The organism is Seonamhaeicola sp. ABD4_340 (genome assembly GCF_056312135.1).
On the sequence record NZ_CM149981.1, the window covers coordinates 1,410,619 to 1,434,535 of the forward strand.

21 protein-coding genes are annotated in these 23,917 nt (G+C 32.1%); 18 read left to right on the forward strand and 3 right to left on the reverse strand.

What is annotated here, in order from left to right; translation table 11 throughout:
- Positions 1-175 precede the first annotated feature (175 nt).
- The 5 genes from amaB (at position 176) to ACYX4H_RS06180 (ending at position 6,203) form a co-directional block, all read left to right on the forward strand.
- A complete protein-coding gene (gene amaB / locus ACYX4H_RS06160; protein WP_476238339.1) occupies positions 176-1,717 on the forward strand; it encodes an L-piperidine-6-carboxylate dehydrogenase in 1,542 nt (513 codons plus the stop codon).
- Positions 1,718-1,825: 108 nt separating this feature from the next.
- Positions 1,826-2,761 (forward strand): OmpA family protein, encoded by a 936-nt coding sequence (locus ACYX4H_RS06165; RefSeq protein WP_476238340.1) that lies wholly within the window; start codon positions 1,826-1,828, stop codon positions 2,759-2,761.
- A gap of 22 nt (positions 2,762-2,783) precedes the next feature.
- Positions 2,784-3,383 (forward strand): hypothetical protein, encoded by a 600-nt coding sequence (locus ACYX4H_RS06170; RefSeq protein ID WP_475294909.1) that lies wholly within the window; start codon positions 2,784-2,786, stop codon positions 3,381-3,383.
- Between the two features lie 145 nt (positions 3,384-3,528).
- On the forward strand, positions 3,529-4,908 hold the full coding sequence (locus tag ACYX4H_RS06175) for a DUF1800 domain-containing protein (RefSeq protein ID WP_476238341.1): 1,380 nt from the start codon (positions 3,529-3,531) through the stop codon (positions 4,906-4,908).
- Between the two features lie 104 nt (positions 4,909-5,012).
- Positions 5,013-6,203 carry a DUF1501 domain-containing protein gene (locus ACYX4H_RS06180; RefSeq protein ID WP_476238342.1) on the forward strand — a complete coding sequence of 397 codons (1,191 nt, stop codon included), beginning with the start codon at positions 5,013-5,015 and terminating at the stop codon, positions 6,201-6,203.
- A 143-nt stretch (positions 6,204-6,346) separates the two neighbouring features.
- On the opposite strand, the gene ACYX4H_RS06185 is transcribed toward ACYX4H_RS06180, so the two are convergent.
- Both ACYX4H_RS06185 and ACYX4H_RS06190 read right to left on the reverse strand, forming a co-directional pair.
- Entirely contained in the window at positions 6,347-7,480 is a 1,134-nt protein-coding gene (locus ACYX4H_RS06185) for a DUF5929 domain-containing protein (protein ID WP_476238635.1), read from the reverse strand.
- Between the two features lie 35 nt (positions 7,481-7,515).
- On the reverse strand, positions 7,516-8,589 hold the full coding sequence (locus ACYX4H_RS06190; RefSeq protein WP_476238343.1) for a hypothetical protein: 1,074 nt from the start codon (positions 8,587-8,589) through the stop codon (positions 7,516-7,518).
- A 214-nt stretch (positions 8,590-8,803) separates the two neighbouring features.
- Between ACYX4H_RS06190 and ACYX4H_RS06195 the strand changes: the two genes are divergently transcribed.
- The 13 genes from ACYX4H_RS06195 (at position 8,804) to ACYX4H_RS06255 (ending at position 23,293) form a co-directional block, all read left to right on the forward strand.
- Positions 8,804-9,805, forward strand: coding sequence for an AAA family ATPase (locus ACYX4H_RS06195; RefSeq protein WP_475295241.1), 1,002 nt, complete (start codon positions 8,804-8,806; stop codon positions 9,803-9,805).
- Between the two features lie 77 nt (positions 9,806-9,882).
- Positions 9,883-10,749 carry a DUF58 domain-containing protein gene (locus ACYX4H_RS06200; protein WP_475294905.1) on the forward strand — a complete coding sequence of 289 codons (867 nt, stop codon included), beginning with the start codon at positions 9,883-9,885 and terminating at the stop codon, positions 10,747-10,749.
- 70 nt (positions 10,750-10,819) lie between these two features.
- A complete protein-coding gene (locus ACYX4H_RS06205; RefSeq protein WP_476238344.1) occupies positions 10,820-12,421 on the forward strand; it encodes a hypothetical protein in 1,602 nt (533 codons plus the stop codon).
- Positions 12,418-13,422: a vWA domain-containing protein gene (locus ACYX4H_RS06210; protein WP_476238345.1), complete on the forward strand. Its 1,005-nt coding sequence runs from the start codon at positions 12,418-12,420 to the stop codon at positions 13,420-13,422. The genes ACYX4H_RS06205 and ACYX4H_RS06210 overlap by 4 nt, the downstream gene beginning before the upstream one ends.
- Positions 13,423-13,464: 42 nt before the next feature.
- Entirely contained in the window at positions 13,465-14,502 is a 1,038-nt protein-coding gene (locus tag ACYX4H_RS06215; RefSeq protein WP_476238346.1) for a vWA domain-containing protein, read from the forward strand.
- Between the two features lie 58 nt (positions 14,503-14,560).
- On the forward strand, positions 14,561-15,424 hold the full coding sequence (locus ACYX4H_RS06220) for a tetratricopeptide repeat protein (protein WP_476238347.1): 864 nt from the start codon (positions 14,561-14,563) through the stop codon (positions 15,422-15,424).
- Positions 15,425-15,473: 49 nt separating this feature from the next.
- Positions 15,474-17,246, forward strand: a complete 1,773-nt coding sequence (locus ACYX4H_RS06225) for a BatD family protein (RefSeq protein WP_476238348.1) — start codon at positions 15,474-15,476, stop codon at positions 17,244-17,246.
- A 27-nt stretch (positions 17,247-17,273) separates the two neighbouring features.
- Entirely contained in the window at positions 17,274-18,032 is a 759-nt protein-coding gene (locus tag ACYX4H_RS06230; protein ID WP_476238349.1) for a tetratricopeptide repeat protein, read from the forward strand.
- Between the two features lie 56 nt (positions 18,033-18,088).
- A complete protein-coding gene (locus ACYX4H_RS06235) occupies positions 18,089-18,391 on the forward strand; it encodes a hypothetical protein (protein ID WP_475294898.1) in 303 nt (100 codons plus the stop codon).
- Between the two features lie 85 nt (positions 18,392-18,476).
- On the forward strand, positions 18,477-20,078 hold the full coding sequence (locus ACYX4H_RS06240) for a SulP family inorganic anion transporter (RefSeq protein ID WP_476238351.1): 1,602 nt from the start codon (positions 18,477-18,479) through the stop codon (positions 20,076-20,078).
- A gap of 16 nt (positions 20,079-20,094) precedes the next feature.
- Complete coding sequence (locus ACYX4H_RS06245) at positions 20,095-20,739, forward strand: carbonic anhydrase family protein (protein ID WP_476238352.1); 645 nt, start codon at positions 20,095-20,097, stop codon at positions 20,737-20,739.
- A 9-nt stretch (positions 20,740-20,748) separates the two neighbouring features.
- Positions 20,749-21,417, forward strand: a complete 669-nt coding sequence (locus ACYX4H_RS06250) for a DUF2490 domain-containing protein (protein WP_476238353.1) — start codon at positions 20,749-20,751, stop codon at positions 21,415-21,417.
- Between the two features lie 13 nt (positions 21,418-21,430).
- Positions 21,431-23,293 (forward strand): SulP family inorganic anion transporter, encoded by a 1,863-nt coding sequence (locus ACYX4H_RS06255; RefSeq protein ID WP_476238354.1) that lies wholly within the window; start codon positions 21,431-21,433, stop codon positions 23,291-23,293.
- A gap of 62 nt (positions 23,294-23,355) precedes the next feature.
- On the opposite strand, the gene ACYX4H_RS06260 is transcribed toward ACYX4H_RS06255, so the two are convergent.
- Positions 23,356-23,892: a CvpA family protein gene (locus tag ACYX4H_RS06260; RefSeq protein WP_475294893.1), complete on the reverse strand. Its 537-nt coding sequence runs from the start codon at positions 23,890-23,892 to the stop codon at positions 23,356-23,358.
- Positions 23,893-23,917: the final 25 nt, after the last annotated feature.

Sequence of the window (23,917 nt, forward strand, 5' to 3'; positions counted from 1 at the left end):
TCCTGTTAATAAAGTTACGCTTTACAATTAATAGTTAGACTTTATGTTTTTGTTAAATTGTTCTTAAATTTATACAGTCAAAAATTTTATAATTATTATTAAAAGATATTTTTTATTGATATTTTCGTAAAAAATTAGTGATTAATTAAAAAATCAATATAAAAAATATTTAAAAATGAAAGCATTTGGTTTAAACAAAGCATTACAAACTTTAGGTATTTTACCTGTAAATAACGGAACTTCTACTGGAGTAGAAAATTTTTCAAACGGAGAAATTATAGAAAGTTTTTCGCCGGTTGATGGAAAAGTTATTGCAAGTGTAAAAACAACCTCAAAAAGTGATTACGAAAACGTAATGATTGTTGCAACCAAAGCTTTTAAAACATGGCGTTTAATGCCGGCGCCACAACGTGGAGATATTGTGCGCCAATTTGGTAATAAACTAAGAGAAAATAAAGAAGCTTTGGGCAAATTGGTGTCTTTTGAAATGGGTAAAAGCTACCAAGAAGGCTTAGGCGAAGTGCAAGAAATGATTGATATTTGTGATTTTGCCGTGGGTCTTTCGCGCCAATTACACGGGTTAACCATGCACAGTGAGCGCCCAGGGCACCGCATGTATGAACAGTACCATCCGCTTGGGGTAGTTGGTATAATTTCAGCATTTAATTTCCCGGTGGCCGTTTGGTCTTGGAATACTGCTTTAGCTTGGGTTTGTGGAGATGTTTGCGTTTGGAAACCAAGCGAAAAAACACCACTTTGTGGTATAGCGTGCCAAAATATTATGGCCCAAGTTATAAAAGAAAATAATTTACCCGAAGGCATTTCGTGCCTAATAAATGGCAATTATGAAGTTGGCCAATTTATGACGAAAGATGACCGTATTCCATTAATATCTGCAACAGGTTCTACAAAAATGGGAAAAATTGTAGCTAAAGAAGTTGCTGGCAGATTAGGCAAAACCGTACTAGAATTAGGCGGTAATAACGCCATTATTGTAACCCCCGATGCCGATATAAAAATGACGGTTATTGGCGCTGTTTTTGGTGCTGTTGGTACCGCAGGACAACGTTGTACAAGTACCCGAAGATTAATTATTCACAATAGTATTTACAATAAAGTAAAACAAGCTATTGTTGATGCTTACAAACAAATAAAAATAGGAAATCCTTTAGATGAAACCAATCATGTTGGGCCGTTAATTGATAAAGCAGCTGTTAAAATGTATGAAGATGCTTTAGTAAAAGTTGAAAAAGAAGGTGGTACAATATTAGTTGAAGGTGAAGTGCTTAAAGGAGAAGGTTATGAAAGCGGTTGCTATGTAAAACCTGCTATTGCCGAAGCTGAAAACAATTTTGAAATTGTACAACACGAAACCTTTGCGCCTATTTTGTATTTACTAAAATATGAAGGTGATGTTGATAATGCTATTGAAATACAAAATGGTGTTGCTCAAGGGCTATCTTCAGCAATTATGACTAACAATTTGCGTGAAGCAGAACGTTTTTTGAGTCACGCTGGTAGCGACTGCGGAATTGCTAATGTAAACATTGGAACTTCAGGGGCCGAAATTGGTGGCGCTTTTGGTGGCGAAAAAGAAACTGGAGGCGGCAGAGAATCTGGTTCAGATGCTTGGAAAGTTTATATGCGCCGCCAAACAAATACTATTAATTACACCACAGAATTGCCTTTAGCTCAGGGCATAAAATTTAATTTGTAGCAAAAAAGCAAAATTAAATGTGACTTTTTTCGGGTTAATGTTTCTTAAATATTGTGTAAAGTATTATATTACAAACACTTAAACATTAACCAAAAACAGTCTTTTAAAATGAGTAAAAAAACATCCTATCTCTTAGGAATTCTACTCACAATTATTCTTGGTACAATTCTGTATTATTTCTTTTGCTGCAGCCAATGTTGTGGTAAAAATGCTGCTACAGAAAAACCAAACCAAGAGCCGTTGGTAGAAACCCCAAAAGCTAAGGAAGCTACTAAAAGTGCTTTCTTTATTTCTGATGAAAATGGCGATTTTAATCTAGAAATTGCCGATAATTTCAACTTTAAAACTTCAAACTATACTATTTTAGAACCTGTTTCTAAAAATGTTGAAGATGGTGTTTTAAAGTTAAAAAATTATTTAATTGAAAATCCGCTTAAAGATGTCGAGGTCACTGGTTTTTATAAAAGTAATGAAGAAAATAACTCTGCCTACCCTAATTTAGGTTTAGCAAGAGCCAATGCTGTTAAAAATTATTTGGTTTTACATGGCGTGCCATCTAAACAAATTGATACGTTTGGTAAATTAAATGATACCATTAACCCTAATGAAACCAATACACTTTTTGGGCCTTTAAATTTTGGTATGTTAACTTTAGACGCCTCTGATACAACAGCATTAAAAGCTTTAGAGCAAGCATGTGATTCTATTAGAAAAAACCCATTAGTACTTCATTTTAAAACAGGGCAAGCAGCTATTAATTTAACAGCTGAACAACGCCAAAAAATTGCCAATATATCGCATTGTGTTGATAAATTAGGCGTAAAAGTACAAGTTGTTGGGCATACTGATAATACTGGTGATGCCAATAATAATGTGGTTTTAGGTAAACAACGTGCCGATTTTGCAAAAGGCTACTTAGTTAAAAATGGTATTTTAGAACAAAACATTCAAACCTCTTCAAAAGGGCCGCATGAACCAATTGCAGATAATGAAACCGAAGCTGGTAGAGCACAAAACCGAAGAACCGTAGTAACAATTAATTAAAACATTTTAAAAATATATAATCATGACTTTATTAGCAATTTCAATACCATGCTGGTTAATTCCTTTACTTGTGGGTTTAATTTCAGCAATATTAGGATATTTATTAGGCAAACTTATGGGTGGAAACAGTAATGATGAAAGTGATAAAATAGCCAAGTTAGAAGCAGATTTAGAGGCTTGTTTAAAAAGCAAAACTGCCTTAAAAAGCGATTTAGATGCGTGTTTAACTAGCAAAGAAACTTATAAGAGAGAGTTGAATACAACCAAAACATCTTTAGCAAATTCTTTGGCCGCTAATTCAATTGCAGCTGCAGCACCTATAATTGCTTTTGATGCCGCAGGTGCAAAAGCTGTGTTTGGTAAAAAAATTAAAGAAAATGATTTAACTTTGGTTGAAGGTATTGGGCCTAAAATTCAAGGTTTATTTCATGATAATGATGTTAAAACCTGGAAAGCACTTTCTGAATGTTCAATTGAAAAATGTAAAGAGGTTTTAATTGGTGGCGGAGACAGGTTTAAAATGCACAACCCTGGTACATGGCCAAAACAAGCCAAATTAGCTTATGAAGGTAAATGGCAAGAACTTAAAGATTGGCAAGACCAATTAGACGGTGGCAGATAATACAAAAATGTACTACTCAATTAAAAAAAGCTGTTTCGTGTTTTGAAACAGCTTTTTTTATATCTTTCATAATTAAACCTTTTTAATTTATTGCAGTCTAAAGGGTTATATTAACATTTAGTTGTTCATTTAAAATAGTATTACCATGAAACAAAAGCATATTAAGCATTTATACAATAGGTTGGGTTTTGGTATTTTACCAAATGATTTAGAAAAGCTATCTAAAATGAACAGAAATACTGTTGTAAACAATCTGTTTAATGCTTCAAAAACGGTATCTCCTATAAAACAAGATGTTTCAGAAATTAAAAATTTAATAGGTAATTCTTATATAACAGCTAAAGAGAATATAAGAGAAATTCAAAAATTAAGTAGAGATTTAGCACCTAAACTTAACATGGCTTGGGTTGAAAGAATGTCTAACACTTCAGAATTAGTAAGAGAAAAAATGACCTTGTTTTGGAGTAATCATTTTGTGTGCGAAGACAATAATTACATTTACAGAGAAAATTACCATAACACCATAAGAAAATATGCTTTGGGAGATTTTAGAGCCTTTGTAAATGCGGTTTCAAAAGAAGCAGCAATGACCAAATACCTCAATACCAAACAGAATAAAAAACAAAAGCCAAACGAAAATTTTGCCCGAGAATTAATGGAGCTTTTCACTTTAGGTGTTGGTAATTATACAGAGCAAGACATTAAAGAAGCGGCTAAAGCTTTTACAGGATATTCGCATGATATTCATGGAAATTTTTTCTTTAGAAAAGGCCTGCACGATTACGGTAGTAAAACTTTTTTTGGCAAAACAGGTAATTTTAAAGGCGAAGATATTGTAGATATTATTTTAGAAGAAAAACGCTGTGCAGAATTTATTTGCGAAAAAATATACCGCTATTTTGTTAATGATACTTTAAATAAAACTCATGTTAAAGCCATGACCAATGTGTTTTATAAAGACTATAACATAAACAACTTAATGCAGTTTGTATGCAATGCACCATGGTTTTATGATGATGTAAATATTGGAAACAAAATTAAATCACCAATAGAGTTACTAGTTGGTATTAACAATGTGGTGCCTACAAAATTTAATAACAAAAAGCAGTTTATTTATTTACAACGCTCTTTAGGTCAGGTACTTTTAGATCCACCCAATGTTGCAGGTTGGAAAGGTGGAAAAAACTGGATTGATAGTAATACCATAACTTTAAGGTTAAAATTACCGTCTTTACTATTAAACAGCGCCTATATTTCTAAAGCTAAAAAAGGGCAAAATGATGACCAAATGGAGCAAAGAAAAAAGATGTTTAAAAAGCATTATGGTAAAAGATTTAAGGTTGAAAGCAACTGGAATTACTTTAATAAACAGTTTGAAAACGTACCAATAAACCAATTAGAAAACTATATTTTGGCTTGTGAAACTTCACCAGCAGCCAAAAACTATTTAAGCACTTTACAGAAAACCTCAAAACAGGAATACTGTGTGCAATTAATGTCTTTACCAGAATATCAAATGTGTTAGTTAAAAAAGAATTCCTCAATAATTTTATTGGGGTATCCGTTGAAGTTGTCATTCTCGTAAAAGCGGGAATCTTAAAAAGAATTTTACATTAGAAAAACTATTTTATGGATAGAAGAAAATTTTTAAAACAATCATCATTAGCAAGTAGCTTATTTTTTGTTCCAAGTTTTGTAAAAGCTTTTGAAAATGTTGCTAGTACAAGTTTAGGTTATAAGCGTTTGGTAATTATTCAATTATCTGGCGGAAATGATGGTTTAAATACCGTTGTTCCTTTTAATAACGATGTGTATTACAAAAAACGTCCGTCTTTAAGTATTGCTAAAAATGAAGTGTTAAAGTTAACAGATGAGGTTGGTTTACACCCTAGTTTAGCGCCTTTAAATAGACTTTATGACAATGGACTTTTAACCATAATAAACAATGTAGGGTACCCCAACCCAAACAGATCGCACTTTAGGTCTATGGATATTTGGCAAACTGCAGTAGATTCTAATGAGTATTCACAAAGCGGATGGATAGGGCGTTATTTAGATGCTTATGGTAAAAATCCGCATTCAGCAATTGAAATTAACGAGAGTTTATCTTTAGCAATGAAAGGCGAAACTACCAATGCCATTGCAACACAAGATGCTAAGGCTTTATTCAATTTATCTAGAGACCCGTATTTTAAAAACTTGCAACAACATCAAAATGATACGCATTTAAGTGAACATAATTTAGGGTATTTATACAAGTCTATGATTGAAGCACATTCATCTGCAAAATATATTTTTGAAACCAGTAAAACAGTAACTTCAAAAAAAGAATATCCCAAGAATAAATTTGGAAGACAATTAAAAACTACGGCTCAATTTATAAATTCACATTTAGAAACTAAAGTGTATTACGCGTCATTAAATGGTTTTGATACACATGTAAACCAATTGGGTACACAAAAAAGATTATTAACCCAATATGCTGATGGTATTGAAACCTTTGTACAAGATTTACAAGCCGGAGGAACTTTTGATGATACCTTAATTTTAACTTTTTCTGAATTTGGTAGGCGTGTAAAACAAAATGCCAGTGTAGGCACAGATCATGGTACAGCTAATAATTTATTTATAATTGGTAATCAATTACGTAAACCAGGATTGTATAACAACATGGCCAATTTAGAAAATTTAGATGCTAATGGCGATTTAAAATTTGAAATAGATTTTAGAACTATTTATGCTACCGTTTTAAACAAGTGGTTAAATGTGAGTGATGAAAAAGTACTTAAAAAATCATTTAAGCAACTCAATTTTATATAAATAAAAAAACCTTGCTTCAATGCCAAATTTTATGGGAGAAACAAGGTTATATCTTAAAAAGATTAATAGCAGTGCAAAAGTAAAGTGTTTTTTGTTTTTAACAAAGTTTTAACGTTAACTAAAGGTTAAGTTTTGTGAGAAAACTAGCTATATTTTACTTTTCGTAAAATACGCATGGTTTCTTTGTATAATTGATATACTTTTAAGTTGTGTTGTTTTAAATATGGTTTGGCTTCTTTTAGTTTGTTTATAGCATCATGAAACAAATTTAAGTAGCAAATTAAATAAGTAGCCGGTAGGTTTAACAAATCAGCCTCTTCATTTTTTGTTAATATTGCTCCTTTTTTTAGTTTACTTAGTATGGCGTTGTTTGTGTTGTAAATATGGTGCAGTACTTTTTTATCAAACTCTGGTGGTTCAAATAAAAGCTTGGTTTCAATGTTGTAATTGGCATTGTTTTCAAACTTAATATGGGTTTCTTCAAGTTTGTAGTATTTGCGTTTATTTTGAAGTCCTAAGTTTACGTATTCAACAATTTTAAAGCTGTCTTCGTTGTAAACAATTGAAACTTCATCAAGTGCTGAGAAAAATAGGCGAACTTGCTCGTTTATCAATTCAATATCAACTCTAGAGTAAAACGTTTCGTTTTTTACAACCTTTTTTTGTCCGCTCCAACACAGTACAAAATACTCTTTAAAAACTTTGTATTTTGCATTGTAGTCTTTACGTTTGTTCATAAAATGAAAAACACCATTTAGTGTATGCTCAATATTATTTTGGGCATTGTTTTCAATAGCTTCAACAATTTTTGAGTTTACATCTTTTACTTCAATATCAAACACTTTGGGCATACTCATGCTGCCATCTCTAAAAAACACAGAGCCACCGTAATATTTCCAAATATTTTTTCTAAGTGATGTGAGTTTGCCGGTTGGTCTTATGGTTACTAAGCCTACTACTTTATCATCTGGTAAATGCGGAAAAGGTATATTTTCATATTGTACAATGGGTGGGCTGGTTAGGTAGGCGTTAATAAGGTTTTGTATTTTGCTGTCGTCAAAAAAATCAACACCAACAATGTTATTGTCTTCATCTTCAACACCAATTACAATGTAGGCATTGTTTTTTGGGTTACTGTTAGATAGAGCACAAATGTGTTTTAAAAATTTGGCCTTTCCCTCTTTGTGGCTAATATCAACCTTTCGTTTTTTGTCATAAAAACTGTTTTCATCATTATGAGCCAAAAGGTGTTTAATAAGTAGGCGTTTGTTAATCATGGTGGCTATTTCTTGAGAAAACAATTTTTTAAAGTTTAAAACTCCATTGGAATAAAAAATTGGTCAACGAATTTTTTCGGTATAAATGTAATTTTATCAATAACTTCTTTTTGAGGTTTAAATGTATTGGATTTAGTAATGGTAGTTTGCCACGGTTTAATTCCTTTTATCTTTTCAATTATATCTTCAGCATGGTTGGGGTCTTGTACGTATATTGTTTTAAGTTTAGGCATTGAATCAAGAATAAATTTATCAACTTTTCTATTAAAAAACGGAAAAGAGTAGCCTATAACAATTAGAATTTCAGTCTCACAAACAGAGTGATTTAGATTAGGAAAAAAGCCTTTTTCAGTATTAAAATCCTCCCAAGCAAATGTCATATTAGGACTGTAATTGCTCACTTCTAATTGCCCATGTAGTTTTAAAAATGAATTAATAACAGAAGAATCGTTTTCATCGAAATCAGCTAGAATGCTATCTACATTAAAACTTCCTTTTTGAACATTAGTTGTGCCATTTATTTTGTAAACACAAAATTCATTAGCTTCATATGAATTAAAAATTAAATCTCCTTTTGAATGCATTTTGAGTATACTTTTAGCTTCTTTTGTTGTTCCATTAGAAAAGTTGCTAAATGCAATTTCTAATTGAGAATCATAATTCCATGAAAGTATTTTTATTTTTCCAGGGAGTTCACTAAGGTTGTCTAATATTGATGCAAAGAAGCTGTCATATCTTTTGTCAAAAGATTTAGTTTGTAAATACAAGAAGAAACAAGACAGTATTGTTTTTAGTCTTTTTAAGTCATATTTTGCTCCTTGTAAATAAAGTTTTTTAGCAAAAGTGTCAATACTAGTATGTTTTTCAGATTCAGATTTAAGCCATAAGATATCTTTATGGAATGCCTTAATTTTTTTATAATATTCTATTTTTTGTTTTTCATTGATTAAGTCATGGAGTTTTGATCGAGCTATGTTTTTTTTGCTTTCTGAAGGTGGTTCTTCTGGATTAAATTGTTTAGCAAAATTGTCTAAGGCATCAGGTATTCCCTTTACTACAGGTAATGCATCGTAACTAGCTCCAGCTCCTAATAAGTAAGTTATATTCATTTAGGTAGGTTTAATTGCTGTATAAAAATACTTAAAAGAGATTAAAAATAGCACGTAATACAATTTCAATTTAATTTATATGCAAACTACTGATAATACGGCATTTTTGCTTAATATTTTTAACCAATTTTTAACAGCAAGTCCGTAAAAATTTTAACAATTTGCAACACTCAATGAAGCTTATTATATTCGGGCTTCAAAAAAATTAAAAATGATGCAAGAAACTGGTACAATTGATATTAAGTCTATTAACGAAAAGATTGAAAAAGAAAGTGCTTTTGTAGATTTACTCATGCTAGAAATGAACAAGGTTATTGTGGGCCAAAAGCATATGGTAGAACGTTTGCTAATTGGTTTGCTTGGGCAAGGGCATATTTTGCTTGAAGGTGTGCCTGGGCTAGCAAAAACACTAGCAATTAACACGCTCTCACAAGCGGTTGATGGTAGTTTTAGCAGAATACAATTTACCCCCGATTTATTACCAGCCGATGTTGTTGGTACATTAATTTACAACATAAAAGAAAACGATTTCTCAATAAAAAAAGGACCTATTTTTGCAAACTTTGTATTAGCTGATGAGATAAACCGTGCGCCAGCAAAAGTACAATCGGCCTTATTAGAAGCTATGCAAGAAAAGCAAGTTACCATTGGTGATGAAACTTTTATACTAGACAAACCGTTTTTAGTAATGGCAACCCAAAACCCTGTTGAGCAAGAAGGAACCTACCCGTTGCCCGAAGCGCAAGTAGACCGTTTTATGCTAAAAACCGTTATAGATTACCCTAAAATTGATGAAGAGCAACTTATTATTAGAGCTAACCTAAAAGGTGCTTTTGAAAAAGTAAACCCTGTGGTTTCTGTGCAACAAATATTAAACGCACAAAAAGCAGTAAAAGAGGTTTACATGGATGAAAAAATTGAAAAATACATTTTAGATATCATTTTTGCTACCAGATATCCTGAAAAATATAAATTGGCAGACTTAAAACCATTAATTTCTTTTGGAGCGTCACCTCGCGGAAGTATAAATTTAGCAACCGCAGCCAAATGTTTTGCATTTATAAAACGAAGAGGTTACGTAATTCCAGAAGACGTTAGGGCTGTAGTGCATGATGTACTGCGCCACAGAATTGGTATTACCTACGAAGCCGAAGCCGAAAACGTAACTTCATTAGACATTATAAACAAAATAGTAAACGAAATTGAAGTACCTTAAAATTGCTCAATTGATAATTGCCAATTGATTATTGAGAGTTAATAATCAATAATAAATATTCAATAGACAATTAAACTATGGATACTAAAGAATTACTAAAAAAAGTACGCAAAATAGAGATTAAGACACGCCGTTTGTCTGATCATGTTTTTGGAGGCGAATACCACTCTACCTTCAAAGGGCGCGGTATGACGTTTTCTGAAGTACGCCAGTATCAATTTGGTGATGATGTTAGAAATATAGACTGGAATGTTACTGCCAGATACAATGAGCCATTTGTAAAAGTTTTTGAAGAAGAACGCGAATTAACCATGATGCTTATGGTTGATGTTTCAGGCTCTGAGTTTTTTGGTACAGAACAGCAATTTAAAAACGAAGTAGTAACTGAAATTGCAGCAACTTTAGCATTTTCGGCAACACAAAATAACGATAAAATAGGGCTTATTTTATTTTCTGATAAGGTTGAGCTTTACATTCCGCCTAAAAAAGGACGCTCACATGTGCTTAGAATTATACGCGAATTAATAGAGTTTCAGCCAGAAAGTAAGCAAACCAATGTAGCCGAAGCTTTAAAATTCTTATCAAACGTCATGAAAAAGAAAGCCATTGTGTTTATACTTTCAGATTTTATTGCAGATGATTACCAACGTACCATGAAAATTGTATCAGGTAAGCACGATGTTACCGGTATTAGGGTGTTTGATAAGCGCGAAGAAAACATACCAAATTTAGGTATGGTACAAATGCAAGATGAAGAAACTGGTGAGCTTATGTTAGTAAACACATCATCAAAAAAAGTGAGGCACAATTACGCTAAGTTTTACAAAGAAAAAGTAGACTATTACAAAAACAGTTTCAATAAATCTGGCGCAGGCTCTATAGATTGTAGAGTAGATGAAAGCTATGTAAAAAAGTTGTTAGGCTATTTTAAAAGAAGAGGATAATTTAAGTTTAAAATTAAAAGTGATAAGGAATAAGTTTCATAAAATAATACTTAATAAAAAGCAGTCGTTAATGCTAACAATTGCCTTTTTACTAATAACCAATGCCTTATTAGCTCAAGTTACATCGTCAATAGATTCCACAGCTATAAAAATTGGCGAGCAAATAACTTTTAAAGTTCAAGTTGAAACAGATACTACGCAATTGGTGGTGTTCCCCGAAGGGCAAACATTTTCTCCATTAGAAATGATAGAATCTTACGCTGTTGATACCGTTAAAAAGAATAGCAAATACAGCCTAATAAAAAAATACGGTTTAACACAATTTGATTCTGGCGCATATACCATTCCTAAGCAAAAAATACTGGTAGGCAACAAAACATTTTTTACAGATTCTTTACAAGTTACCGTAAACAATATTGTTGTAGATACCACAAAACAAGGTTTGTATGACATAAAACCAATTATTGAAGTAGATAAAACAAGCGGTAATTGGTTAAAATATCTTTTAATAACACTGTTAATTATTGGAGCGGTTGGGGCTATACTTTGGTGGTTTATTTGGAGAAAAAAACCATTAACCGAAGCAGAGCAAATAGCACTTTTACCACCATATGATAGAGCTAAATTAGCATTAAAAAAACTAGACGAAAGCCATTATTTAGCGCACGCAGATTTAAAAACATATTATTCTGAACTTACTTTAGTAATTAGAAAATATTTAGACGAAAAAGTATACGACCACGCATTAGAAAGTACTACCGATGAGCTGGTTACAAGACTTAGCCTTTTAAAACAAGGCAATAAAATAGATTTAAGTGCTGAAACTATAAAAAATATTGAAAGTATTTTGAAGCGTGCCGATTTAGTAAAATTTGCCAAATCAGCGCCCGATATTGCTTTAGCCGAATTAGATAGAAATACTATTGATGCAGAAATTGATCACGTAAAAGAGGTATTGCCTGAACCTGATGAAGAAGAAAAATTACTAGATGAGCAATACCGCAAAGAACAGGCGCAAAAAAAGAAACGCAAAAAAGTAATTATTACCGTTGCAATTTGTCTGTTTTTATTGCTAGCAACCCTTGGTGCATTTTCAATAAAATATGGGTTTAATTATGTGAAAGATACCATTGTTGGGCACCCAAGTAAAGAGCTTTTAGAGGGTAACTGGGTAACTAGTGAATATGGTTTTCCGCCAGTATCAATTTCAACACCAAAAGTTTTAAAACGTATGGATGCTAATATGCCAGACGAGTTAAAACAACAAGTAGATATTACAACCTTTGGTTACGGTAGTTTAATAGATAAATTTAATGTTGTAGTTGCCACAAGTAAATACAAAAACCTAGGCGAAAAAAAAATAGATGTACAGCAAGCTATTGAAGGTAATTTAAAATTGTATGAAGCTGCTGGTGCAAAAAATATAATAACTAAAAACGAAAAGTTTGAAACACCAAACGGAGCCCAAGGCCTAAAAGTATTTGGTACACTTAGCATGCCAATACCTGGTACAAGTAATTTAGAAAATGGTAAGTATGTTATTTTAGGTTTTACAGCCCAAAATGTTATGCAACAAGTAGTATTAACATGGCGAGATAATGACACTTATGCAGACCAAATTGTAGAGCGCATTTTAAATTCAATAGAACTTAAAAAAGAAGAAAGCAAATGATAGAAGGCGTTCAATTTTTAAATAAACAATGGTTTTGGTTGCTTTTAGCATTACCACTACTTATACTTTGGTATATTTTTAAACACAAAAAACAAACAGCCGAACTTAAAATATCAACCTTAAAAGGATTTAAAGTTACTAATTCTTGGTTGCCAAAATTTAGGCATGCGTTGTTTGTTTTAAGGCTTTTAGCATTAACGCTTTTAATAACAGCGTTGGCAAGACCACAAACGGTTGATGTTTCAACAAAAACAAAAACAACTAAAGGTATAGACATTGTTATGGCTATTGATGTTTCGGCAAGTATGTTAGCTAAAGATTTATCGCCAAACAGGTTAGAAGCCCTAAAAAAAGTAGCCGCAGAATTTATAAAAGGCAGGCCAAACGACCGTATTGGCCTTGTTGAATATGCTGGCGAAAGTTACACTAAAACACCAATTACTAGTGATAAAGCCATAGTATTAAGAGCCTTAAAAAGCATAAAATACAATAATATTATAGAAAGTGGTACGGCAATTGGTATGGGTTTAGCAACGGCTGTAAACCGCTTAAAAGACAGTAAAGCCAAAAGTAAAGTTATCATTTTATTAACCGATGGTGTAAACAATGCAGGTTTTATAGACCCTATCACCGCAAGCGAGTTAGCCGTAGAGTATGGTATAAAAACCTATACAATTGGCTTAGGTACTAATGGTATGGCATTATCGCCAGTTGGTATATTGCCTAACGGAAGCTTTCAATATGGGCGTATACAAGTTGAAATTGATGAAGATTTACTAAAAGAAATTGCCAAAGCAACCGGTGGCGAATATTTTAGAGCCACAAACAATAAAAAACTAGAAGACATTTATAAAGAAATAAATAAACTTGAAAAAACTGAAATTGAAGAATTCAAATTTTATAATTACGATGAAAAATACAGGCCATTAGTATTGCTAGCAGGTGTATTTTTACTGATAGAAGTCTTGCTAAGGTTCTCTGTTTTCAGAAGTTTTGTATAACTTTTAAGTTGAATTTTTTAATTTTTTTATGAATATTAATACATGTATCAATTAGAAGAAAAAATATGGTTTTGGGCACTGTTGGTTATTCCGGTAATCATACTATTCTTTGTGGTGCTTCAAATTTGGAAACACAAAACACAACGTAAGTTTTCAGATAAAGCCTTGTTAAAAAGGTTAAGCCCAAATACGTCGCTATTCAAATCAGTATTAAAAATTATAGTTTTAAGTTTAGCATTTTTATGTTTAACCTTGGCGCTTGTAAACCCTAAAATTGGTACTAAATTAGAAACTGTTAAGCGCGAAGGTGTAGATATTGTTTTTGCAGTTGATGTATCAAAAAGTATGCTAGCCGAAGATATTGCACCAAACAGGTTAGAGAAATCAAAACAACTTGTAACACAAATAATAAACAACTTAGCTAGTGATAGAGTTGGTATAATAGCTTACGCAGGTAAAGCTTTTCCGCAGTTACCCATTACAACAGATTATGCTTCGGCAAAAATGTTTTTACAAGGCATGAATACCGATATGCTTTCATCACAAGGAACAGCTATTAGCGAAGCCATAAAATTAGCATCAACTTATTTTAATGACGAAGAGCAAACTAACCGCGTTTTAATTATTATTTCTGATGGTGAAGACCACACCGAAGAAGCTGCAGCAGTTGCAGAACAAGCCAGTGAAGAGGGTATTAGAATTTTCACCATTGGTGTTGGTGATGCCAAAGGTGGCCCAATACCCATAAAACGTAATGGTGTGGTTTTAAATTATAAAAAAGATCAACAAGGTGAAACCGTTATAACACGTTTAAACGAAGAAACCTTGCAAGCTATAGCGCAAGAGGCTAATGGCGCATACATAAACGGGAAAAATACAAACAATGTTGTTGAAAATATAAGAGACATTTTAACCAACATGGATAAAACAGAATTTGAAGCCAAACAATTTGCAGATTTTAAAGACCAATTTCAATGGTTTTTAGCCTTTGGCGTATTCTTTTTATTAATTGATGTGTTTTTACTAGAACGTAAAACAGCATGGTTAAAAAAGCTCAATTTGTTCAATGAGAATTTATAAATAATTTAACTAAAAACAACACAAGGTTTTATATATTAAAATATTGAAACATAAAAAAATGAAACGTTTACTACCATTAATATTAACACTGTTTGTAGCAGTTTCTTTTGCGCAAAACAACAAAGAAAACAAACAGGAATTATTGGCTTTACAAAAGGCTAATAACTTTGTTTATGAAGGTAATAAAGTTATTGAAGAAGATTTTGTGTTGGCAGAAATGGAATACCGTAAAGCCATATCACAAAACCCAAATTCTATTTCAGGAAGCTATAATTTAGGCAATGCCTATTACAAATCGGGCAATTTAGAAGAAGCCTTATACCGCCACCAAGAAGCAGCTAACAAGAGCGCTTCAAAAGCAGAAAAACATAAAGCATTTCACAATATTGGTAATATTTTAATGCAAAATAAAAAATGCACAGAAGCTGTTGAAGCTTATAAAAACGCATTAAGAAATAACCCAACTGATGATGAAACACGTTACAATTTGGCCTTAGCAAAAGAGTGCGCTAAAAATGAACAAGAAAATAAAGACCAAAACGAAGACGATAATAACCAAGAAAACAAAGAAGACCAAGAGGAAAAAGACCAAAACGAAGACAAGAATAAAAACAACGATAACGAAGGAGATAACAAAGACGAACAAGAAAATAAAGACGAAGGCGACGAGAAAGAAAAAGAAGGTGAAGACAAAGAAGATGAAAACGGCAAGCCTGAAGATGAAAAAGAGGATAAAGGTAAACAAGGCGATAAAAAAGATGATGAAAAAAAGCAACCGCCAAAGCCACAACCAGGAAAAATGTCGCCACAACAAATAAAAAACTTGCTAGAGGCCATGAATAATCAAGAACAAAAAGTTCAAGAAAAAATGAACGCCGAAAAGCAAAAAGGTATAAAAGTAAAAACTGATAAAGACTGGTAAAATGAATTACAACAAAAGTCTTGTAAATCTAAACCTGTAAATTATCATTATGACGTTTAAAAAATATATATCAATACTAATTTTATTACTAGTTTCAAGCATAACTTTAGCACAAGTTAAGTTTGAAGCCAAAGTAAGCAAAACTAAACTTGGTGTAAATGAACGCTTGCGAATAGAGTTTGAAATGAATGAAGATGGCGATAATTTTAATCCGCCAAGTTTTAATAATTTCACCGTTGTTGCAGGTCCTAGTCAATCGGTAAGTAATTCTTGGATAAACGGCGTAAGAACCTATAAAAAAACATACACCTATTTTTTATCACCTAAAAAAAGAGGTGTTTTTACCATACAACAAGCCACTATAACAATAAAAGGCGAAACTTATAAAACTACACCTGTTAAGGTTGAGGTTACCGCAGCGGTTGATATTCCAAAAGACCCTAATGATCCTAATTTTATAGCTTCAGAAAATATTCATTTAGTTGCCGAAGTTTCAAAAACCAACCCATATTTAAATGAGGCTATTACCGTAGTTTACAAATTATATGTGTCACCAAAAATAGCGGTAGATAATTGGAATGAAATTGATAGTCCGCACTACAACGATTTTTGGAGTCATAATATTAGTACACAAGGCCAAAAGGTACAAAATGGCACTTATAAAGGTGAAGATTATCGTTATTTAGTTTTAAGAAAAACGGTGCTTTATCCGCAAAAAACAGGTAAATTAAATATTGAGCCACTAACGCTAGATATTGCAATGCGTGTGCCCACAAACAGGCGCGATATTTTTGGTAGTTTGTTAATGACACGGGTTAACAGAACCATTTCTGCAGGTAATAAAACCATACAAGTTAAAGCCTTGCCAGAAACAGGCAAACCGCTAGATTTTACGGGAGCAGTAGGTGATTTTAATTTAGATGTTTCGACATCAAAAACAGAACTTGATGCCACAGAATCTTTACAAGTAAAAGTAAGTGTTAAAGGTAACGGAAATTTAAAATTATTTAAGTTGCCAAAAGTATCGTTACCAAGTTCTTTAGAGGTTTTTGAGCCTGAACATACTGAAAATGTGAAAACAAATTTATCAGGTATGAACGGTTTTATTTCTGATAGTTATACCGTAGTACCACAATATAAAGGCAAATATCCAATACCAAGTATTTCCTTTTCGTATTTCGATTTAAAAACCGAAAGCTACAAAAGGCTATCAAGTGATGAAATTGTAATAAACGTGTTAAACGGGCCAACTTCAAACACAAATACAGAAAATAATGCAGTAGCAAATACTAATAAACAAGTGGTAATTGCAAATAATAATCAGTTTGCATTTATAAAAACCAAAACCAGTTTTCAAAATATAAAAGAAGCTTATTTCTTTAAAACATCACTTTTTTGGAGTTTATTGTTGCTGCCATTTTTGGCTATTCCGTTAGCTATTTTTATAAGAAATAAAAAAGCAAGTAGAGATGCCGATGTTTATGGAAACCGTATTAGAAAAGCCGATAAATTAGCCAGAAAATATTTAAAAGGTGCTAAAAAATCGTTGGGTCAAAAAGAAGCGTTTTACATTGCTTTAGAAAAAGCATTGCATAATTATTTAAAAGCAAAATTACATATTGAAACCAGTGATTTTAGCAAAGAAAAAATAACCACACTACTTAAAGAAAAACAAGTAGATGAAACTACCATAAACCAATTTATTGGTATTATTGAAAACTGTGAGCTTGCAAGATATACACCCATTGATACGGTAACAATGCAAGAAGATTACGAAAAAGCAGCAACAACCATTTCGTTAATTGATAAACAAGCAAAATAAAGCCAAACAAAACAAATTGAAGCACTAATGAAATATATAATTCACATATTAATTGCTTTTTCAAGTTTTGGTATTAATGCACAAAACCAAGATTTGTTTGCACAAGGCAACGCGCTTTACAATCAAGAAAAATATGCAGAAGCCATTGATAAATACATGGCTGTTTTAAATACTGAAAAGCATTCGGCAGACTTATATTTTAACCTAGCCAATGCGCACTATAAACTTAATAACATAGCTCCTAGTATTTATTACTATGAAAAAGCATTAATGTTAAACCCAAATGATACTGATATTAAAAACAACATTGCTTTTGCTAAAAATATGACTATTGATGCCATTGATGTTGTACCCGATGCTGGTTTTTCAAAATTAGTTAAAAGTACCACCAATGCTTTTACTTTTGATACTTGGGCTACAGTTGCAGTAGTATTAGTTTTTTGCTTTGTTATATTGTTTTTAGTGTATTATTTTTCATTTTTAACAGTTGTAAAAAGACTAACATTTATTAGTAGTATTATTGCATTAACGGGTACTTTTATAACCTTAGCATTTGCATTTCATAAGTTTAGCATAGACAAAAAAAATAATCCGGCTATAGTTTTTGTACAAGAAGCAAAAATTAAAACAGACCCCAATTTACGAAGCGAAGAAGCTTTTAGGCTGCACGAAGGCACCAAAGTACAAGTTCTTGAAACTTATAATAATTGGAAAAAAATTGAATTAGCCGATGGTAAAACAGGGTGGATAAATTCTGAAGACATAAAATTGTTGAAAGATTTTTAATAGTAAATTAATAATTATTAACCTATATTTGTTTGTAACCAAACTTCAACACTAAAGTGTCTGTTCGTATAATATCAATATTTTTCTCGTTTATTTTTGTGGTGTTTTTAACAACGCCAACAATAGTAACGCTTATTGATAGTTCTATTGATATTTCAATGTATTATACATCTGCTGAAGAAGAAGAAAAAGGACATGAAAAAACAAAAAACTGCGAGAAGTTGTTTTTTGAAAACCCCTATTTGGAGTCTTCTTTTGCACTAACTGAAACTGAAGACAATTTAGGGTATTACATAAAAAAATACCCAAAACCTCACCTAAATCTTATATCGCCACCACCAGAAGTAAACATAGTATAATTGTAGTTTTTGGCGGTATAATTTCTCCGCTCAAGTTAATTTTAAAACACAACCTAATTTATATGTTGGGTTAAAATTTATATATATGTTTAAAACAATTAAAAATGATTTACCGGCAAGTATTGTCGTTTTTTTCGTAGCACTACCATTATGTTTAGGTATTGCTTTAGCAAGTGGTGCTCCACTTTTTTCAGGCTTAATAGCAGGTATAGTTGGTGGTATAGTTGTAGGTGCTATTAGTGGCTCTAACATTGGTGTTAGTGGTCCAGCAGCAGGTTTAGCAGCTATAGTTTTGGCTGCAATAACATCATTAGGCTATGAAAACTTTTTAGTAGCTGTTGTTATTGGCGGGGTTATTCAATTATTATTTGGTGTATTACGTTTAGGTATTATTGGGTACTTCTTTCCATCATCAGTAATTAAAGGTATGTTAACAGGTATTGGTATCATTATCATTTTAAAACAGATTAGATTCTTTTTTGGAATGGATGCTAATGTTGAAGGCAATATTGATTTCCTTAAAGTAGAATGGAACAATTTATTATCGGGCCTTTTAAACGATATTAATGCTTTATTAAGCGGAAATATTAGTATGGGCGCTACTTTAATAGGTGTAATATCAATTGGTATTTTATTATTATGGTCTAACGTATTATCAAAAAAAGGAAAAATATTTCAGTTAGTACAAGGGCCATTAGTGGCTGTAATAGTTGGTATTGTTTTTTATCTTTTTACTAAAGATGGCGCTATGGGCTTAGTAGATAGCCAATTGGTTTCTGTTCCTGTGCCAGATAGTTTAGACAGCTTTAAAGGGCAATTTAGTTTCCCTAATTTTTCGGTAATTACCAAACCAGAAATTTGGTTAACAGGTTTTACAATTGCTTTAGTAGCATCTTTAGAAACTTTACTTTGTGTTGAGGCTACAGATAAACTAGATCCGCATAAAAATGTAACACCAACAAACCGCGAGTTATTTGCACAAGGAACAGGAAATATAGTTTCTGGTATGATTGGTGGTTTGCCAATAACACAGGTTATTGTGCGTAGTTCTGCTAACATTCAATCAGGTGGTAGATCAAAAATGTCAGCAATCATCCACGGATTTTTTCTATTAATTTCAGTTATTTTAATTCCAACGCTTTTAAATAAAATTCCATTAGCAGTATTAGCGGCTGTTTTATTTATAGTAGGTTTTAAACTAGCAAAACCATCAACCTTCAAAAGCATGTTTGCTCTAGGTTGGAAACAGTGGGTGCCTTTCATGGCAACAGTTTTACCAATGGTAATTACCGGAGATTTACTACTAGGTATTGGTTTAGGTTTAATAGTTGGTATTTTTATAATACTATTAAAAAGTTTCCAAAACTCTCACTTTTTACACAAAGAAGGCGAAGATGTTGACGATGGAAAAATAAAAATGACCCTTGCCGAAGAAGTAACCTTTTTTAACAAAGGTGCTATTTTAAATGAATTAGACAAAGTTCCAGAAAACTCATTTTTAGAGTTAGATGTAAAAAATACAAAGTATTTAGATAACGATATTATTGAAATTCTTGAAGATTTTGGGTTGAAAGCCAAAGAAAGAAACATAACAGTAAAACTAGTATCACAAAGAGGTGAAGAAGAAAACCCAGAAAGTTATATTGAGTTTTTCAAACAAGAATTAAAACCTAAATACAAAAATTAGAATACTAATAACAATATTGAAAAAAACACATATGAAAGCACATACACAAGAAACCCAAGCAACAATGACACCAGATAAGTCATTGCAATTTTTAAAAGAAGGCAACCAAAGATTTGTTCAAAACTTAAAAGCAAACCGTAACCTTTTAGAACAAGTAAATGATACAAAAGAAGGGCAATTCCCATTTGCAACCATTTTAAGTTGTATAGATTCAAGAGTATCAGCAGAATTAGTTTTTGATCAAGGTTTAGGTGATATTTTTAGTGTAAGAATAGCAGGAAATTTTGTTAATGAAGACATTTTAGGCAGCATGGAATTTGCCTGCAAACTTGCAGGTACAAAACTAATAGTAGTTTTAGGTCACACAAGTTGTGGTGCTGTAAAAGGCGCTTGTGATCATGCCGAAATGGGTAATTTAACAAAGCTAATTCAAAAAATTACACCAGCAGTAAACGCAACAATAGAACCTAAAGATGAAAGTTTACGTAACTCAAAAAACTTAGATTTTGTAGATAGTGTTTCAAAAAAGAATGTAGAACTTACTATTGAAAGAATACATAATGAAAGCCCAATTTTAAGCGAAATGGAAAAAAATGGAGACATTAAAATAATTGGTGCCATGTATGATGTTAACACAGGAGCTGTTAATTTCTACGAATAAAAAGTTAACATGAAAAATAAAGCATTTAGAGTAGCATTAACCCTTGCGTTAATGCTACCTCTATTTACAAGCGCGCAAGACAGTAATTTTGGTAATTGGTTAATTTACATAGGTAATAAAAAACTTAATAGTAAATGGAATATTCATAATGAAGTTCAATACCGAAATTACAATGCTATAGGAGATTTAGAACAGTTATTATTAAGAACAGGCTTAGGCTATACCTTTAACCAAGGTAAAAACAATGTGCTTTTAGGCTATGGCTACATACTTTCAGAAAACTATTTAGGTGATACTGATACTAAAGCATCTGTAAACGAACACCGAATTTTTCAGCAATTCATATCAAAACAAAAAATTGGAAGCGTAGGCTTAAGCCACAGATACCGTTTTGAACAACGTTTTGTTGAAGACGATTTCAAAATGAGATTTCGATATTTTTTAGCATTTAAAGTGCCATTTAAAACAAAAGAAGGTAATCAAAGTAAGCTATACGTGTCGGCTTATAATGAAATATTTCTAAATACAAAATCATCAGTTTTTGATAGAAATAGGGTTTTTGGAGGTTTAGGTTATACCTTAAATGAAAATATAAGATTTGAAGCCGGTTACATGAATCAGTTTTTTGAAACCTCAAGCAGAGATCAATTTAACATTATAGCATTTGTTAATTTATAACTAATTTAACCTTATGAAAAACCTATTTTCAAACATAAAAGGCGATGCTTTTGGCGGCATAACTGCCGGAATTGTTGCTTTGCCCTTAGCTTTAGCTTTTGGTGTATCATCTGGTTTAGGGCCCAGTGCTGGGTTATACGGTGCCATATTTATCAGTTTTTTTGCAGCACTTTTTGGTGGTACTAATACGCAAATTTCTGGTCCTACAGCGCCAATGACTGCCGTAAGTATGGTAGTTATTGCAAGCATTATTGCTGTAAATGATGGCAATGTTGAAAAGGCGTTACCAGCCATTTTAATGGTGTTCTTTTTAGCGGGTTTAATACAAATAGGTTTAGGTGTTTTAGGCTTAGGCAAATACATTAGATACATTCCATATCCAGTAGTTTCTGGGTTCATGACGGCTATTGGAGTTATAATTTTACTAACCCAAATTTTACCAGCAATTGGTTACTACCCAAATGAAGACGAAGCATTTGTAAAAACCTTTGAAGCTCAAGCAAAAACAAATGTGTTAAGCAATGTTTTAAAAGAAAATGTTGGAGATAAAACCTTAGTTTTAGATGCTTTAAATAAAACCATTAATGATGCCGAAAGTATTACACAAACCGATATAATTAATGAAGCCAAAAACATAGCTAAAAGTAAAGCAAAAAAACCACAAAGTGTTATTACGCTGTTGCCAAGGGCACTATCAAATATTAATTGGTTAGAGTTTGCATTAGCCTTAGGTACAATTGTTATAATATACGGTTTTAAGCGTATTACAAAAGCAGTACCAAGCACATTAGTAGCTTTGGTTGTAATGACAGGCATAGCAATTGGTTTCAAACTAAATTACAGACCAATAGAAGCTATACCAAGTGGTTTTCCGGTGCCAAATCTAGAAGTATTTACTAATTTTAAAATAGGCAGTATTATGCCTTATTTTTTCACAGCATTAACATTAGCATTGTTAGGCGCTATAGATTCGTTGTTAACTAGTGTAGTGGCCGATAATATGACCAAAACCAAACACAAACCCAATAGAGAATTAGTTGGGCAAGGTATTGGTAATACCATTGCATCGGTTTTTGGTGGTATTCCAGGAGCAGGCGCCACTATTAGAACGGTTGTAAATATTCAATCTGGAGGAAAAACCAAACTATCAGGTATGATTGCTGGTGTATTGCTACTCATTATTCTTTTAGGGTTTAGTGGTATTGCTTCAAAAATTCCAACCGCCGTTTTAGCAGGTATATTATTAACAGTTGGTATTGGTGTTATGGATTATAAAGGCTTAAAAGCCATACCAAGTATGCCAAAAGACATAAAAATTGGACCAATACGCTTAAGTTCAGAGGTTTTAATTATGTTTATTGTATTACTACTTTCAACCTTTTGGGATTTAATTTTTGCTGTAGGTATTGGTTTAGTAATTTCATCTTTAATGTTCATGAAAAAAATTGGGCATGTAACAGCTCAAATGTCTGATGTGAAACCTTTAAAAGAAGAAGCCTGGGATGATGAAATAGGGTTTCCTGAAAATTTAAAAGAAGAGGTGTTTATAAAACACATAAAAGGACCTTTGTTTTTCGGCTCAACTAACGATTTTCAGCAACTAGCAGCTCAAATTCCAACCACAGCAAGAACAGTAATTTTAAGGTTTGGCAGAATGCAATACATGGATCAATCTGGTTTGTACGTTTTAGAAGATATTTTACTAGATTTAAGAAAAAACGGCGTACAATTTTTAATAGTAGATTTATTGCCACAACCGCGCTATTTAATGGAACGTATTGATATTATTCCAGATTTAGTTCCAAACGAGTATTTTTTTAAAACATTTGACGACTGTTTACAATGGATTAAACAAAACGTAAAAAACAAGTATTAGTAAATGTTTTAAGATAAGTCTATTAAAAAAATAATTAAAAAGTCGCATGAAGCGGCTTTTTTTTATGCCTCTAAATTTAAATCAGCTTCGTCAGCATCATCAGCATCTGCATTAGTCTTATCACCCAAAATACTGGGGAAAATTGTTGGTACTAAATTTTTAACAGGATGGTATAAAACAGAAGCTTCTAAATCTTCTTCATCAGCAAACGGAATAGTTTTATTAAACCTATCAAAAATAATTAAAACCACGCTTAAAATGGCAGCAATTTTTAGCGCACCAAAAGCGGCGCCTAAAATTTTATTAATAATACCTAAAGCAGCAAAATCAGCTAATTTGGTTAAAGCCTTACCGGCAAGTGCAATAGCTAAAACAATAACCACAAACGTAATAGCAAAGGCAACAACATTAATAGTTTTTTCGTTCCAATCAACCTTTTCAATTAAAAATTCAGCAGCAAAATTACTAAAATGTATAGCGCCATAAACACCAGCAACAAGCGCAATTAATGAGGCTACTTCAACAAAAAACCCTTTCATTAAACCACGAATTAAACCAAATAAAATCAATGCACCTAAAACAATATCAATAACAGCCATAATAATACAATTTCAACAAATATAA